At 34.7% G+C, this 17317-nt stretch carries 14 protein-coding genes; 3 read left to right on the forward strand and 11 right to left on the reverse strand.

Annotated elements, in window-relative coordinates; translation table 11 throughout:
- Positions 1-56: 56 nt before the first annotated feature.
- From GN138_RS08575 to GN138_RS08590, 4 genes are all read right to left on the reverse strand, one after another.
- Complete coding sequence (locus tag GN138_RS08575) at positions 57-1481, reverse strand: flotillin family protein (RefSeq protein ID WP_157363394.1); 1425 nt, start codon at positions 1479-1481, stop codon at positions 57-59.
- Between the two features lie 27 nt (positions 1482-1508).
- On the reverse strand, positions 1509-2132 hold the full coding sequence (locus tag GN138_RS08580) for a hypothetical protein (protein ID WP_157363395.1): 624 nt from the start codon (positions 2130-2132) through the stop codon (positions 1509-1511).
- Positions 2133-2765: 633 nt separating this feature from the next.
- On the reverse strand, positions 2766-3077 hold the full coding sequence (locus GN138_RS08585; protein ID WP_157363396.1) for a GIY-YIG nuclease family protein: 312 nt from the start codon (positions 3075-3077) through the stop codon (positions 2766-2768).
- Between the two features lie 321 nt (positions 3078-3398).
- Positions 3399-5234, reverse strand: a complete 1836-nt coding sequence (locus tag GN138_RS08590) for a TonB-dependent receptor plug domain-containing protein (RefSeq protein WP_157363397.1) — start codon at positions 5232-5234, stop codon at positions 3399-3401.
- 97 nt (positions 5235-5331) lie between these two features.
- On the opposite strand from GN138_RS08590, the gene GN138_RS08595 reads away from it, so the two are divergent.
- Positions 5332-6828, forward strand: a complete 1497-nt coding sequence (locus GN138_RS08595) for an aminotransferase-like domain-containing protein (RefSeq protein WP_157363398.1) — start codon at positions 5332-5334, stop codon at positions 6826-6828.
- Here the strand turns inward: GN138_RS08595 and GN138_RS08600 are convergent.
- Together GN138_RS08600 and GN138_RS08605 are read right to left on the reverse strand one after the other, a co-directional pair.
- Positions 6818-7234 carry a putative signal transducing protein gene (locus GN138_RS08600; RefSeq protein WP_157363399.1) on the reverse strand — a complete coding sequence of 139 codons (417 nt, stop codon included), beginning with the start codon at positions 7232-7234 and terminating at the stop codon, positions 6818-6820. The two genes, GN138_RS08595 and GN138_RS08600, sit on opposite strands and share 11 nt — an antisense overlap.
- Before the next feature lie 71 nt (positions 7235-7305).
- Positions 7306-7575, reverse strand: coding sequence for a hypothetical protein (locus tag GN138_RS08605; protein WP_157363400.1), 270 nt, complete (start codon positions 7573-7575; stop codon positions 7306-7308).
- Positions 7576-7698: 123 nt separating this feature from the next.
- Here GN138_RS08605 and GN138_RS08610 point away from each other — a divergent pair, with 123 nt between their 5' ends.
- Positions 7699-7869, forward strand: coding sequence for a hypothetical protein (locus GN138_RS08610; protein ID WP_157363401.1), 171 nt, complete (start codon positions 7699-7701; stop codon positions 7867-7869).
- Between the two features lie 48 nt (positions 7870-7917).
- Here GN138_RS08610 and dinB read toward each other — a convergent pair whose 3' ends face one another.
- Positions 7918-9135: a DNA polymerase IV gene (gene dinB / locus GN138_RS08615; protein WP_157363402.1), complete on the reverse strand. Its 1218-nt coding sequence runs from the start codon at positions 9133-9135 to the stop codon at positions 7918-7920.
- Positions 9136-9489: 354 nt separating this feature from the next.
- On the reverse strand, positions 9490-12510 hold the full coding sequence (locus tag GN138_RS08620) for a DNA polymerase III subunit alpha (protein ID WP_157363403.1): 3021 nt from the start codon (positions 12508-12510) through the stop codon (positions 9490-9492).
- A 213-nt stretch (positions 12511-12723) separates the two neighbouring features.
- Here GN138_RS08620 and GN138_RS08625 point away from each other — a divergent pair, with 213 nt between their 5' ends.
- A complete protein-coding gene (locus GN138_RS08625) occupies positions 12724-13491 on the forward strand; it encodes an XRE family transcriptional regulator (RefSeq protein ID WP_157363404.1) in 768 nt (255 codons plus the stop codon).
- Positions 13492-13616: 125 nt separating this feature from the next.
- Here the strand turns inward: GN138_RS08625 and GN138_RS08630 are convergent, their stop codons facing one another.
- The 3 genes from GN138_RS08630 to GN138_RS08640 all read right to left on the reverse strand — a co-directional run bounded on the left by GN138_RS08630 (position 13617) and on the right by GN138_RS08640 (position 17314).
- Entirely contained in the window at positions 13617-13892 is a 276-nt protein-coding gene (locus GN138_RS08630) for a F0F1 ATP synthase subunit epsilon (RefSeq protein WP_157363405.1), read from the reverse strand.
- Positions 13893-13993: 101 nt separating this feature from the next.
- Positions 13994-15502 carry a F0F1 ATP synthase subunit beta gene (gene atpD, locus GN138_RS08635; RefSeq protein WP_157363406.1) on the reverse strand — a complete coding sequence of 503 codons (1509 nt, stop codon included), beginning with the start codon at positions 15500-15502 and terminating at the stop codon, positions 13994-13996.
- A gap of 192 nt (positions 15503-15694) precedes the next feature.
- Positions 15695-17314 (reverse strand): SGNH/GDSL hydrolase family protein, encoded by a 1620-nt coding sequence (locus GN138_RS08640; RefSeq protein ID WP_157363407.1) that lies wholly within the window; start codon positions 17312-17314, stop codon positions 15695-15697.
- Positions 17315-17317 lie beyond the last annotated feature (3 nt).

A 17317-nucleotide genomic window follows, 5' to 3' on the forward strand; every position in this document is an offset into this window, starting at 1 on the left:
AGGTTAAAAAAAAGTCCATTCTGTTAAAAATGGACTTTTATGAGTTTTAGTAGGTCTTAAGATTTTTCAATTTTAGCATCTTCAGCTTCAATCTCTTTTTTGTCTTTTCCTTTTAAATACTCTGGTAAATCCATACCAGCCATATTAAACATATCTTGTAAAGGAGGTACTGATTTGTACATACCAGATAAGAAATTAGCCGTAGATGATTTGCCGTCTTCGCTACCAGAACCACCATCCCAAACAGTTACTTTATCGATTTTAATATTCTTAATGGCTTCGGCTTGTGCTTGTACTAGTTCTGGTAATTTATCTGCAATTAATAATAATACTGCATCTCTACTATTGTTACCAGCTGCTTTTACAATCTGCTCCATACCAGCTGCTTGTTTGGTTAAGATTTCAAACTGCCCTTGTGCTTCGGCCTGTGCTTTAAATAATATCGCATCGGCTTCACCTTTGGCTTTACGTCTAATACGCTCAGCTTCTGCTTCAGCATCAATTTCAGCCTTTTGTTTATCAATTTCAGCAGGTACAATAATATCTGCCATTTGCGAAGAACGCTCACGATCTGCTCTGGCTGTTTCGGCTTCTTGCTCTGCCGCATAAGACTCCTCTAAGGCTTTTGCAGCCTGTACTTTCTCTGCAGCTATTGCTACACGTTCTGCTTCTGCTTCTCTTTGACGACGTAACGAATCTGAATTTGCTACGGAAATTTTAGCAGTATTTTCTCCTTCTACAGCTTGTGCATTAGCTGCAGCGACTTGTGTACGCTCGTCTTGTTTGGCATTAGCCTCACCAATAGAACCATCTCTAGTTTTTTCTGCAACCGATTTACGTGCTGCGTTAATAGCATGTGCTGCAGCTTCCTTACCAAGGGCTTCAATATAACCAGACTCGTCAACGATATCTGTAATGTTTACGTTGATGAGTTTTAAACCAACTTTCTTTAATTCTGTTTCAACCGATTGCGAGATGTTAGTTAAAAACTTATCGCGATCGTTGTTAATTTCTTCAATATCCATAGAAGCCACTACCAAACGTAATTGACCAAAAATAATTTCTTTCGCTAATTCTTGAACATCTTGTGCGCCTAAACCTAATAAACGTTCTGCAGCATTTTGCATTACACCTGGTTCTGTAGAAACACCAATGGTAAAACGAGAAGGCACATTAACACGGATGTTTTGTTTAGATAAGGCATTAATTAAGTTAACCTCAATAGAAATAGGTGTTAAATCTAAAAATTCATAATCTTGAATCACAGGAATAATAAAGGCAGCTCCACCATGTATACATTTAGCCGATTGGCCGCCTCCAACTTTTCCGTAGACTACTAAAATCCGATCCGATGGACAACGTTTGTAGCGTTTTATTAAAATAATTAAAGTCAGTACAATAAATAAGACCACAAAAATGGCAAGCATTGGCACACCTAAGCTGCCTACGTTAAAATTTTCTTGAATGGTTAGTAATGTCATAGTTTTTAAATTTGAAGGTTTGTGTTATTAGTTAGATATTTTCTTTTGAGTGTTTCCGCTCAATAAAGGTTCAGGTTGTGCTATTGAAGGCTCAATTGGTTTGCGTGTTTGGTCAACTATCAAAATACCGTTAGAGGTCACATCAACGACTTTAATTATGGTTCCTGTTTTTAATGGTGTTAAAGCATCGGTTAAAGCATCTAATTCTCTCATGGTACCTTGTACACTAACACTTACTTTTCCCATTTTAGAACGGTCTGCCCCAATGGTTAAATACACTTCACCAACCGCATCAATAGCATTTTTATAATTTAAAGTACCACTATCAGTTAGTTTACTAATAAAGTAGAAGAGTGTTGCCATAATGACCATCATTAATAGACCACAAATTGTGGAAACTATAATGGTTAATGGTGTAGAAAGGCCAGCATCTATACAGGCAATGCCGCTCCAACCAAAAATGGTAAAAAAGCCAACGAGGTTTTTAAAGGAAATAAACTGAAAGCCAGCTTCTATATCTGCATCAATATCATCAGCATCGCCTCCTGTAAACGCCATAATCATAACCACAGTAAAGACAAGAGAACCAATGATAGCTGTTAACCAATATATTTTGGAAAGTAATTCTAAATTTGAAAACCAGTCTGCCATAATTCTAGGGTTTAATTTGAGTTAATAAAGATACAACCATAATACGTTTTTAGGCCTATTATTTTGAAAGTAAATTAGTCACAAAAAGCCCACCAAAAAAGACACAGAATGTCCTGGTTATTTGTAAATCTTGTATTGGATACGTATTTATCCAATATTAGGAATGTAAAATGTATATGATGGTTATTTGTAGTGTGGTTGTTTTAATGCTTTTGAAGCTTCATAAAAGATTAAATCTTAACCACTTTCAAGATATAAGTAGCAGATGAATGAATTTTGTTACAGTTTTTTTGAGAAATATTTTTTAGAATCAGTTTGTCATTCCTGCAAAGACATTTTGAAGAATATGTTTGCCAAGTTGAGTTGACATTACTTCTAAAGTGACCATATACAATTTATAAGGCGCTCTATTTGTCATTCCAGTGCTTTGTCATTCCTGCGCAGGCAGGAGTCTACTGCTTATCCTTAATTATGTATGTGATATTACTTTTATATAATTACTCGTTGTTAGAATTATAGGAATTGTTTATGCTGTATTATATAATTGTGGATTCCTGCCTACGCAGTAATGACAAAAATTGTAGTCATGACTACTTGAATGCAAACTGAAATTCTCTGCGATAAATGCCTGTTTTATTGTTGAAAACAAGTCCAGTCTTTAGATAAATCTTTCCAGATAGGATTTTCTTCTTCAATAAGATTTATTTTCCATTGACGTTTCCATTTTTTCATATTCTTTTCTCTCTTAATGGCATCATTAACATACTGGTAGGTTTCAAAATATATTAATCTATTTAAACCATATTTTTTAGTAAAACCTTCGATTAACTTGTTTTTGTGCTCAAACATTCTGCGTTCTAAATCATTGGTAACACCAATATACAAAGTGCCATTATATTTGTTGGATAGTATGTACAGGTAATATTGATGTACGTTTTTATGCATATTATTATTGATGCATTTTAGATGAGTCTTTTTTAACTTGAGCGTTTATCTCTTTTTTAGGGTTAAAAAAGTTTTGATTTGAATAAAGATATAAATTGTTTTTAAGTTTTGAAAAAGAGCAGATTATTTTCTGTCTGTCATTCCTGCGCAGGCAGGAATCTACTGCTTATCCTTAATTATGTATGTGATATTACTTTTATATAATTACTCGTTGTTAGAATTATAGGAATTGTTTATGCTGTATTATATAATTGTGGATTCCTGCCTACGCAGGAATGACAAAAAGAGTAGTAATGGCAATATAAATTAGAATGACATTAATTATTTAAACGTATATCGCAAGCCAAACAACACATTACTTGGTGGCATTGGTGTAAAACCAGATTCAATATAATCCGCATCAAAAATGTTGCTTGCTGTTATTGATAATTCCACTTGTTTTAATGCCATTACAAGAGACGCATCCCAAACGTTGTAAGTTTGTCCTGTGGTACGTTCGGCGTATTTGTAAACAATATTCTGACTGATGTTTTTAAATAATTTTGTACTTAATCGTGTTGTAAAATGATGTTTTAAGGTATTTAGTGAGTAACGCGATAATTCTGGGTTTTGGTCTAAAATATCATCTTCTAAAAAGCTATAACCAATGGCTAAAGTTTGGTTGAAGTTATTCAACTTAAAATTATAAGCGGCATCAAATTCAAATCCTTTAGTGTTGACTTCGGCAATATTTGTTGCTGTAAAGGATTCTTCATCTGTATTTTGCCTTATATAATCAATTAGATTCTTTGCATCTCTGTTAAAAGCCGCTAAGGTTACTGAGAATTTTGGTGTTATATATTTTAGTCCTACTTCTTGCGCTAAGGCTTCTTCTGGTTCTAAATCAGGATTTCCAATACTTCCGCCACCATTATAATACAAATCAGTGTAAGTTGGTATTCTGTAGGTGTAACCCACATTTCCGTAGGCTTTTAAGTTATTAGTAATATCATAACCAATGTCTAAACCAGGAAAGGCATTAAATTTAAAATCGGAATAATACGTCATTGCCACACCAGGTGTAATGTCTAATCGGTTATCTGCAAGTTCAAATCTATGTTCTAAGAAAACGGTTGCCATAAAACGATTACGATTACCTAAGTTATTGCTTCGTAAGTATACTTTAGACATATCAACACCAAAACCAGTCTCGCCTAATTCAGATGTGTAGGATGCATTAGCTTCTGCACCAATTTTATTAGAAATATGGAAGTTTCTAAAAAAATTAGGATCGTCACGTTGTAGTAAGAACATATCTTGATTACGTTTCCAGTAGACACGCGGTTGAATTTTTAGTCTTTCAGATTTAAATTTAGTTGTTAAAGCAATTAAACTATTTTGTGTTTCTTCATATTCATTAAAACCCCAACTAGATGGTGTGTAGAAATTTTCAGCACCAAAATTCTTTTCAAAAAACGTTGCTATCATTTCAATAGGTTGTGCTTTTTTGTTAAACACACTCTTTAAGAAATAGTTAGAATTGTCGTAATCTGTATTATACCGATAGCCTTCTGACGTCATTTTCCCAGCATGAAAAATATGTGTTGAGTTTTCTAAATTAGAACCAACTGTTACCGAACCGTTAAGCTGACCAAAAGAACCCGCTTCAACATTTACAGAAACAGCATTGTTTACCTTAGATTTTGTAACAATATTAATAGCACCATTAAAAGCATTTTGCCCAAATACTCTAGCAGCAGGCCCTTTAATAATTTCAATACGCTCAATAACTTCTAGAGGTAAAGCCGCATTCATGGTATGATGACCAGTTTGTGCATCGTCCATTTTTATACCATCAATTAATAGAAGTGTTTGGTCAAAACCACCACCTCTAATAAATAAATCGGCCTGACTTCCGCCTGTGCCACGTCTTCTAATATCTACACCAGCTACTTGTTGTAGTAAATCTGCCACGTTGGTTGCAGAGCTATTTTTAATATCAGTTGCAGTAATAAGATTAATTGTTCTAGAATTTTCTTTGAATGGTAAGTCTATACGTGTAGAGGTTACTACAACTTCACTTAAAGAATCCGTTTTAATTTCTGGTTGCTCGTTTTGTGCGTTTAACTGAAAGGCATTAAAAGCTAAAACTATAAAAAGTAAGATTAATTTTTTCATCTCTATATGTTTTGCAATACACATTGTTGCATCATTTAATTTTATAATGCAAAAGTCGTAACTTTCCGGACGATTAAACTAGTCCAGTTTTAAAACAATGAATAGTCCGGTTATTGATATATTAAGTCAGCTTGTAACTTTCGATAAAACTAAAGTGCAACCTGTTTATATGCAAGTAGCACAGAAAGTGATAAATGCTATACAACGTGGCTATTTAGAAAAAGGGACTCAATTACCAGGAACACGTGTATTAAGTCAGTTATTAAAGGTGCATAGAAATACTGCAGTTGCGGTTTATGATGAATTGGCATCACAAGGTTGGGTAGATATTGTAGCTAATAAAGGTACATTTGTTTTAATTCCGGAAGTGTTAGACACCAAAATTAAAGCAGCAACACAGCATATTCATAAAGCATATGCGTATCCAAAAGTTGCTGGTTTTCCGTTTCAGCAATCGTTTCATTTATCATCTACCTCAGAAGAAACTGAAGCAAAATATACTATTAGTGATGGTAAACCCGATTTGAGATTACATCCTGTGTATCAATTTTCTAGATGGTATAGTGCAGCCATGAAACGCAAACCACTTATTAATAAGTGGAATAGAACGAGTGCGCTAATCCCTTCTGTTTTTAGCCTACAACTCTGTAATTATCTAAACGCAACACGTGGATTTCATATAAAACCTAACAATTTATTGAATACACGTAGCACAGAAATGAGCTTATATATTGTATCTAGACTCATCATTAAGCAAAATGATTTGGTCTTAGTTGGACAGTTGAGTAATTATGCGGCAAATATGATTTTTCAGCAAGCAGGTGCTACCATTAGAACGATTCCGGTAGATGACAAAGGCTTAGATGTTGATTACATAAAAACTCATTTTTTAGCCGGAAGCATTCGCTGTTTATACATTTGTGCCAATAGAGATTATCCAACAACAGTAACACTCAGTGCCAACCGACGATTAGAATTATTGCAACTCGCAAAAGTCTATGGCTTTGCCATTATTGAAGATGATTACGATTACGATTTTCAGTTTACAGGTTCAGCCATGTTACCTATGGCGAGTGCAGACGTTAGTGGTATGGTTATTTATTTGGGTAAGTTAGGACAGTCATTATTTCCAAGTTTTCATACAGGTTTTGTGGTAGCACCAGAAAATTTAATTACAGAAGCTAAAAACTATTTGCAATTATTAGATAAGCAAGGCGATTTAATACAAGAACAAATGCTAGCCGAATTAATTTCTGAAGGCGAAATATACCGATTAAAGAAAAAGAATATTGTCACTTACAAACAACGTCTCGATTGCTTATGTCGTTTTTTGAAGGTACATTTTGATGAAATTATTACTTGGGAAAAACCTTCAGGTGGATTAGCGTTATGGTTACAATTTACAGAAACTATATCCTTAGTTAAATTAGCCGAAGAAGCCGAAAAATTAGATTTATTTCTGCCAAAAACTATTTTGTATCAAGATAAAAATACCTGTGCCATTCGTTTAGGTTTTGGTCATTTAAATGAAGAAGAACTCGAGATTGTTATAAAAAAACTAAAACAAGCTTACACTACGACGCTTAATTTTTAATAGGAAATTCAGTATTACAATCTTCACATTTGTATTGATAACGTGTGCTAAAAGGTAAGGTTCCGGTAATAAAACCAATTAGAAAAGACAGTAAAGATTTTAAATTAGTGATGGTGGTGTACATTTCAATATGTTTGCCTTTACAGTTTGGGCAAACAATAGGATTGCCATCATCATTTACAGAATAGGCTTTAATGGATTGTAAAATAGCTCTCGCTTTTTCTTCATCTTTAGCCAATACTTTTAGTTTTACACCACCAATGGCTTGGCTAACCAAAGGGTCTGTGTCTATGGTTAAATTATCTCTAAGAAAAACGTCTATACCATCGGCTTCTAAGCGACCTTTGGCAATTTGAGCTTCTGTAGAATAGGGAAATTTTGCTATGGTAACGAATGTTTCTTGCATTTGAAATGTCTAGTAGTTTTCCTTAGTGTTGAACTTGTTTCAGTCTCTAAGCTTGTAGGTCTAAAAATGAATTACTCGATTGAGCCTTTAGCCATCGTGGTTTTCCAGTTGTCTTTATCAACCCATTTAAAGTTATTGGGTTCTGTGGCATCTAATAAATCTATGTTTAATTGTTCTGAAAGGTCAAAACCGATGAGAAAGGCTTCTTTATAATCGTGTTCTTCGTAGAGTTCAAAATGTTTATTGTTGTCGTACCAAAGATTGACTTCAAAAATATATTCGCCACCAATTGTGGGTTGATGAAAAACAGAAACATATTGATAATTTTTATGGTTTGCCAAGAACCAAATTTTAAAGGACCTATATTGTATGTAGGTCTAAATCTTGAATTTTCAATATCTATATGAATGCTTTTTGTTAAGGTAAATGCAATGCCAATGGATACTAAATATATACTTGGTTCAATGCCATATATAAATTTTATGAATCCCTTTTCATTAAATTCTATGTTGTATAATGCAAAAAGTAAGATTAGTGTGGCAATAGAAAAGAATAATGCAGCAATAGGAATTTGCCAAATAGGTCTTGGACTTTCTGAAATGATGATGTTGGGTTTCATGTTCTCAAATATATAAAAAAAGACTTGTCAGGTTTTCAAAATCTTACAGGTCTAACGCTAATAATCAACGTCGTCGATTTGCTAACAAAGGTGGTGGCTCGCCATTAAACGGATTAAAACGGCTAATGGTTTTGGCGTCCATACCGGCAGCACTCATTACAGCTCTGTCGCCATAACGTTCGCGTATTTTGTCCATAGCATTGCTGAGGTTAAGGCGCATTTCGTTGTCTTCAAATAAATTTATTTGGTGTCCACCCTCTACCAAATGACTAAATTTTACACCAATCAGTCGTACTAAAAGCCTACGATGGTATAGTTTTTTGAATAAATCTAATACCACAGGAATTATAGTGTGGTCCATGGCACTATAAGGAATCCGTTGTTGTTGCGTGTACGTTTGAAAATCGGAATACCGAATCTTAAACATCACACAAGCTGTTAATTTATTGCCTCGTCGTAATTGATAGGCTAAATTCTCTGCCATAGCAATAACCATCCCTTTCAGCTTCGCAACATCTGTAGTATCTTGATTAAACGTACGTTCCGTAGAAATAGATTTACGCTCGTGATACTGCACTACTGGCGAATTGTCTATACCATTGGCTTTTTTCCAAATCACAAGTCCGTTTTTGCCCAATACTTTATGCATCAATTCCATGGGCATATCTTGTATGGTTTGTATGCGTTTTACACCCAAATCGCACAAGGCTTTATATGTAACATTACCAACCATCGGAATTTTTTTAACCGAAAGTGGTGCTAAAAAGGGTTTTTCGGTACCAGAGAGAATGCGTATTTCATTATTAGGTTTGGCTTCGCCTGTGGCAATTTTAGATACCGTTTTATTAAGCGATAAGCCAAAAGAAATCGGTAAACCTGTTTCTTTAATAATTTTTTGACGCAGTTCTGAAGCTAGTTTATGGCAACCAAAGAATTTATCCATTCCGGTAAGGTCTATGTAAAACTCATCTATTGATGTTTTTTCGTAAAGTGGCACACTCTCTTTTATAACATCAGTAACCATGTTGGAAAATTTGGTGTAAATACCAGAGTTGCCTCTAAGCACAATCGCTTCCGGACACAATTGTCTTGCCATACGCATTGGCATGGCAGAATGAATGCCGAATTTTCGGGCTTCATAGCTACAAGAAGCCACCACACCTCTGTCGCTTGTGCCACCAATAAGTATAGGTTTGCCGTTAAGACTACTATCTATATGTCTTTCGCAAGACACAAAAAAAGTGTCTAAATCCATATGTACGATGCTGCGGTTTTTGTTCATTTTTTAATTTGGGTTTTATGCGAGGTTTAGAAACACCCCTAAAGTCCCCTCAAGGGGACAATTAATAAAAAAAATCTTTTAGATTTTTTTATTTGCAACAGTGAGACTGTCCCCTTGAGGATTATCGAAATAAAAGCGAATGCTTTTGTTGAAGATACCGAGCGAAGCTCTTTAGGGGTGTAAAATCCAACTAACAATTCGTGGTTCACGTCAGTTCGAATGGTCATTTTTGTAGCTAAAGCGGAAAAAATGGTTGTATCGAGAACCTTATAATTAATGAAAGCTTCTCGATACAAATTTGCTCGTGCCTCACAAATTCACTCGAAGTGACGAAATACTGTTTTTTAAAATTATTTAACTGATGGCTCTTTTTAAATCGGTAAAACTTCGTTTATTCTGAAACGTAGGATTTAAAGATTTTACTGCATAACGAGGGTCTTCAATAATGGCTAAGCGTTCCATTTTTGAAACTTCAATTGTTACACAATCAAACTCAACCATTACTTTACCTATAATGCTATAAATTCCTTTACCTCTAAACGGATATTTGGCTGCAATAGGCGGAAAGTGAACGGTGTCTAAAAAATCGCCATCGCGATCCAAAAAGGTTCCAAAATGCATTATTTTTCCATTGGCTGTTTTAGTGTTTTTTGTGGTTATTAAATAGCCTTCAATAATAATCAACTTATTTTCAAGCTTTATAAGGTGTTTGGCTCTTAAGTTACTAATCGAAGGTTTTTCTAGTAAAAAGAAAGGATTACAAAGTGAAAAACCGAGTAATTCAATAGAATCGAAAGCGTTTTCAAGGTCTGTACTTGGCAATTCTGGTGTATTATAGTTAATTCGTTGGGTTTTAAATAGTGTAATGACGTCGTCTTGAATTACGGTTTTACTAATCTTTAAATGGGCTTCCCAGAGCAATTCGCGTTTATTGATATTTGTAAATCTAAAGGCGTTGATTTTTATTAAAATAGATATCTGCTCAATAGAAATGGGTACACGCTCAATAAAATCATCTAAGGACTGAAACGTCCCGTTTTTTTCACGTTCATTAAGTATACGATGGATGGTTTTAGATTCTAGAGACTGCAAAAACATAAAGCCTAAATAAATGGTTGTTCCTTTTATAATAGCTTGGTTAAACGAACGATTAATACATGGTGCTTCAATGGTTGCATTGTGCATTCTTGCTTCGTGGACGTAGAGTTCTGTACTGTAAAATCCGCCAAAATTATTGATGGTCGCCGTCATGTATTCCAACGGATAATAGGCTTTTAAAAACAAACTTTGGTAGCTTTCTACAGCATAAGAAGCAGAATGCCCTTTGGCAAACGCATAACCTGCAAAACTTTCTATTTGTCGCCAAACGTCTGCCACTAAGGCTTCAGGCTTCCCATCTTTTATACAATTGTCGAAGAATTTTTGCTTCACTTTTAAAAACTCATCTCGTGAGCGGAATTTTCCAGACATACCACGACGCAACATGTCAGATTCGCCTAAATCTAATCCGCCAAAAAGGTGTGCTACTTTTATCACATCTTCTTGGTACACCATAATTCCGTAAGTTTCTGGCATAATTTTCTGCAAAACAGGATGTGCTTCTTTTCGTTTTTCGGGATAACGATAACGCAGAATATATTCGCGCATCATACCACTTTTGGCTACACCAGGTCTAATGATAGAACTCGCAGCAACCAAGCCCAAATAATTATCGACTTGCAATTTTTTTAAGAGCATACGCATAGCTGGCGATTCTACATAAAAACAACCAATGGCTTTAGCGTTTCTGAGTAAATCTTTTATGCGTTCGTCTTTTTTAAACCCTTTAATATCATGGATGTCAATAGGTGGTTGTTCCGTATAATTGGCATCAATAATTTCTACAGCTTCCTTTATTTTTCCTAAGCCACGCTGACTTAAAATATCGAATTTATACAAGCCAATATCTTCGGCAACTACCATATCAAATTGTGTGGTAGCAAATCCTTTTGGTGGCATAAATGTGGCGCAATAGTAATGAATAGGTTGTTCTGAAATTAAAATACCACCAGCATGAATCCCTAAATAATTAGGAAACCCTTGAATGTAGGTTGCGTATTTAATAACCAATTGCGAGAGTTTATCGAGTTGGTTAAGCTTATATTTTCCTCGGGTTAATTTGTCCATTTCTGCCTTTGGTAAGCCAAAAACTTTCCCTAATTCGCGTACAGAAGCCTTAAATTTAAAGGTATTATAAACCGCAATAAGCGCTGTATGTTTAAAGGTTTTGAAAATATAATTGGTAATATCATCTCTATCGCGCCAAGAAAAATCGAGGTCAAAATCGGGTGGATTCTGGCGAAATAAATTAATAAAACGCTCAAAATATAAGTCGAGCTCAATTGGGTCTACATCTGTAATCCGTAATAAATACGCAATAATACTATTGGCACCACTACCACGACCAACATAGTAATAATCTTTGCTGCGTGCGTATTTTAAGATTTTCCAATTGATTAGAAAATAAGACACAAAGTTTTGTTGTTTTATAATGTTAAGTTCTTTTTCAATGCGGTCGTACACTTTTTGTTCTACATCAGTGCCATAACGATAGGGAATGCCATCGTAAGTCAATTGTTTTAACAGTTGGTAATCTGAAGTTTCATTGTCTGTGAGGCACTTTTGGTTTTTAGGCGCTACGTTTTCAAAATTAAAATCGGTTTTACAGCGTTGTAACAGTTGTTCGGTATTACTAATTAGTTTTGGGAATTCGGCATAAGTTTCACACAATTCATTGTAAGGTAACATCACGTCGTTTTCGCTGCCTTCTTCAGACTTTGGTAGTTTACTCAACAGTGTATTATTATCAATAGCACGTAACAAACGATGCGTGTTAAATCCTTTTTTATTTTGAAAGGAAACCGTTTTTAAAACCACAAGTTTATGTTTGAATTGATTCCATTTTGAAAATTTAAGCCGATTAAGATTTTGAGGTGTAATACCTAAAAACTCATTTGGTTTTAATTCGAAATCTTTTCCGGATTGATACGGATAAATCACGAAACTATCTTGTATCGCTTCATCTGGTCGTTCAGGAATTTGTAAGTCTGAATTATGAAGAAATTTTGAGAGGTAGTTATTGATACTGTGAAAGCCATTATTGTTTTTAGCAATAAGAATAAACTGTTGTTTGGCGCGGTTTCTAAAATCTACACCAAGGACCGATTTTATTTTGTATTTTTTAGATAAACGCATCACATCTAAGCAAGCCGATGTGCTGTTAATATCTGTTAATGCAAGGGTTTGTACGCCATTTTCTGAAGCAATAGCGAGTAATTGTTCTGGTTTTATGGTGCCATAACGAAGACTAAAATAAGTGTGACAATTTAAATACATAATAAAAAAAGCTAGATTGTAAAATTAGCTACTATATGTAGTTTTTGTTGCTTATATTTGTAGTAATATTTAAAATAGTGAATAGTGAATAGTGAATAGTGAATAGTGATTAGAGATTAGTGATTGATGAAGGTAGAAGAGAATATGAATTGTAGGGGCTTGCACTGTTAGTATGGCACTTAAAAAAAATGATTAATAAAAATAAAATTATAAATGAAACCCATTCAGGCCAACATAAAACATTTACGCGCGCTTAGAAAGCTGTCTCAAGAGCGTTTTGCAGACGAACTTAATTGGACACGCTCCGTTGTGGGTTCTTACGAAGAAGGGCGTTCTGAGCCACCAATAGACCGTTTAATAGACTTATCTAATTTTTTTGATATTCCTATTGATATTTTGGTAAAAAACGATTTGCGTAAAGCAAAAGATACCTCGTTTATAGAAGTAGGAAATAAGCGTGTGTTGTTTCCGGTAACGGTTAGCGAAAACAATGAAGATTTAATTGAAATTATACCAGCAAAGGCCTCTGCAGGTTATTTATCTGGTTATGATGACCCAGAGTATATAGAGCAACTTCAAAAAATTAAATTACCATTTTTACCAACAGGTACACACAGAGCATTTCCTATTAAAGGCGATTCTATGCTGCCTGTAAAAGATGGATCGTTTATAGTAGCGAAGTTTGTAGATGATATTACAGATGTTAAAAGCGGACGTACATATATTGTACTAACCAAAGATGATGGTTTAGTTTATAAACGGGTTTATATACCTGAAGGTGATACTACGAATTTGTTATTGAGTTCAGATAATAAAGCATATCAACCGTATTTGGTTAAGCGTGAAAATATATTAGAAATTTGGGAGTTTACCTGCTGCATCAACACTCAAGAGTATGATGAAAAGGAATTGAAGTTAAGTAGCATTATGATGTTGTTTCAGGAGTTGAAAGTAGAGTTAGAGGCTGTGAAGCAGATGTAGATAATTTCAAATAAGACCGCTTTGCTATTAGAACAAAGACTAATGATTTGCGGAAATTACCGAATTAAACATAAAAAAGCGCGAAATATGTATTTCGCGCTTTTATAATTTATATACTGATTGAATTAATCGGCTAAAATAATTAGCTTATTATCTTTCATTTCAAGTGTTCCAGAATTGATAGCTAACCAAACGCCTTTATCAGATTTAGTGAACTTTTCTTCAACCTCTTTTTCAAGAGTAATAGAACCAGCAACTTTTACATGTCCTTCCTTAAGAATAGAGACAATAGGCGCGTGGTTAGTTAACATTTCAAACTCACCATTTACACCAGGAACTGTTACTGAAGTAACTTCTCCGCTAAATAATGTAGCTTCTGGTGATACAATTTCTAAATACATAGTAAAACTTGTTTTACTACCCTGAATTTAGTTCAGGGTCTTTTTAATTTTTATTCTGGTTCTTTTGAGAATACTGAAATAAGTTCAGCTCTTGCTTTGGCTTAAGCTTCGGCAAGCATTTTCTCTCCTGCTTCAATAGCTTCTTCAATAGAACCTTTAAGGTTAAATGCCGCTTCTGGTAAGTGATCTAATTCACCATCCATAATTTGGTTAAACCCTTTAATCGTTTCTTTAATGTCTACTAATACACCAGGAATACCTGTAAATTGCTCAGCTACATGGAAAGGCTGTGATAAGAAACGTTGTACACGTCTTGCTCTACCTACGGCTAATTTATCTTCTTCAGATAATTCTTCCATACCTAAGATGGCAATAATATCTTGTAATTCTTTATAACGTTGTAATAACTCTTTTACTCTTTGCGCACAGTTATAGTGATCATCTCCTAAGATATCTGCAGTTAAAATACGAGATGTAGAATCTAATGGGTCTACAGCAGGATAAATACCAAGCTCTGCAATTTTACGAGATAATACTGTTGTTGCATCTAAGTGCGCAAACGTTGTTGCTGGAGCAGGATCCGTTAAATCATCCGCAGGTACGTAAACCGCTTGTACAGATGTAATAGACCCTCTTTTTGTTGATGTAATACGCTCTTGCATTGCACCCATTTCTGTTGCTAATGTTGGTTGGTAACCTACCGCAGAAGGCATACGACCTAATAATGCAGACACCTCAGAACCAGCTTGTGTAAAACGGAAGATATTATCTACGAAAAATAATACATCTTTACCTTGCCCTTCACCAGCACCATCACGGAAATATTCTGCTATAGTTAATCCTGAAAGTGCCACACGAGCACGAGCTCCAGGAGGCTCATTCATTTGTCCGAATACAAAAGTTGCTTTAGAATCTTTCATAGCTGATTTATCAACCTTTTGTAGATCCCATCCACCTTCTTCCATAGAATGCATAAAATCATCACCATATTTGATAATTCCTGACTCTAACATTTCACGCAATAAATCGTTTCCTTCACGTGTTCTTTCACCAACACCTGCAAATACAGAAAGTCCACCGTGACCTTTTGCAATATTGTTAATCAACTCTTGAATTAATACTGTTTTACCAACACCAGCACCACCAAATAAACCAATTTTACCACCTTTTGCGTATGGCTCAATTAAATCGATTACTTTAATACCAGTAAATAAAACTTCAGTAGATGTTGATAAATCCTCAAATTTAGGCGCTTGTCTGTGAATAGGTAAACCTGCTTCACCAGCTTTAGGTAAATCACCTAATCCATCAATGGCATCACCAATTACATTAAAAAGACGTCCGTAAACATCATCACCAATTGGCATTTGAATTGGAGCACCAGTTGAATGAACTTCTGTTCCTCTACTTAAACCATCTGAAGAATCCATAGCAATAGTACGTACAGTATCTTCACCAATGTGAGATTGTACTTCTAATACTAATTTTGAACCATCTTGGTTGTTAATTTCTAACGAATCATAAATCTTTGGAAGCTCTGAACCAGCAGCGAATTCTACATCGATAACTGGACCTACGATTTGTGCAACTTTACCTGTAACTTTTGACATTACTTATATGTTTTTGTTTTGCAATAGTTTAAATGTGAAAAAACAGTTAACTCCATCTAGTAGAGTGCATGCGTTTTTTGCGCTGCAAAGATATGAGTTTTAATTTAAATACCACATCAATTTTTTTGCTTTTTTAAACATAGAAAACGCTCCCAATAGGAGAGCGTTTTTATAAATATATTTAATTTGAATTTACTGTAATGTTGGTGGGTAATTTGTAGGATATTCACCAGCATCAATTAAATTACCTGATGCTTCAAAATTAGAACCATAAGTTAAATCTATAGCTTTCATCATTTCATTTGCCATTAAAGCATAACCTCTAGATGTTAAATGTACACCATCTAAACTAATTAATCCTCCTGTAACTAGGTCTGTAGTTAGAATAAAGTTACCTGATTGAAAACCAGTGGTTGATGCTTGCTGTAAAATAGATTTAAAATCTACCAAAGCTAAGCCTTTAGTTGCAGCTATTGCTTCAATTGTAGTATTGTAAGCATCTGTTGCTGTTTGTATTGCTAATTGTTCGCTTGGAATTAATACCCATTTATCTTCTAAAGGAAGCGTAATACCTTCCGTTGCAAACTGAGCAGCAAGAGCTGTTGGTAAACCTTGTAATTCTAAAGCGCTAGCATAATCTTCATTTACAGTGCCTATTACAGAACTACTAGGTAAAACAAATAAATCATCTTCAGTAGCTTGCCTTGATTGTCCGTAACTATTACCTAATAAACTAGCAACTAGTGGTGCGGCTTCTGCCGGTAATCCAAATTGTGCAATAAAAGCAGGAAACGTAGGGCTAGCAACTAAAGTTTCTGTAATTATTGAAGAAATATCTGTAAGAGTTTCGTCTTTTATAACAACAGGACTTGCAGCAGTTTCAGAGAATACAATAGCTCTACTAGAATCTACAGCATTAAAAATTGGATTTAAAGCACCAAAAATTGAATTTAATAATGGTATTTGTGGGCCAAAGGCGTCGTCTGTTGGATCCAAAGGATTGTATGGTACCGTTGTAAAATGAGCTAAAGATGTAATATAAGGTAGATTTGCAATAACTCCTTTTGCACCATTAGCTGTTAATGCATCTACACTTGCACTAAATGACGCAGCAAATACATTAGGGTCTGTAATATCATAACTTCCATAAGTTGAAGGGTCTAAATTTCCTGTTTGGTCAACTCCAATTCCTCCTGAAGTTGCATAACCTAACACGTCATTTCCTCCAATTTCCGAAAGGGTAAAAAATGTTGGGTTTTGGGCTACTGCATCTCCTAAAACTGTTGCGGCAGCTGAGGATGCCATTCTTCCGAAATATGGATTTAATGTACCGTATCCTGCAATACCGAGATGAAAACTTTTAGCACCAGGAATTCCATAATTATTAAAATTACCTGTTAATACATCAGTAACTTGTGTTGTTGGTGTTGCAGGAAGGGTTGCAGGACCGCTTCCATCAAAGTATAATCTTGGATCAGATACTACTGTTGTACCTAAAACAAATCCTCCAATATTATCATTCATTAAAGGTTGTGTAAAATCACCGCCACCTACTAACGCAAATTTTTGTGATAATAAATTTGGAAATGAACTTTCTTGACCTGCAATAAACAATGCGTTATCTGTAAAGCCTCCAGAAAAAGATGCACCTACAGCAATATATGTTGAGAAATCTGCCGAACCAGCTGTTAGTTCTGGATAAATAACTTCTTCTGTAGGATTATCTAATTGATCTTCGAAATCTGCTTCATCATTACATGCTGTAAACCCTAAAAGGACAGCTGATAATAATATATATTTTATATTTTTCATTAT

Origin of the sequence: Winogradskyella endarachnes, assembly GCF_009741275.1 — a bacterium.
Taxonomy (GTDB): Bacteria; Bacteroidota; Bacteroidia; order Flavobacteriales; family Flavobacteriaceae; genus Winogradskyella; species Winogradskyella endarachnes.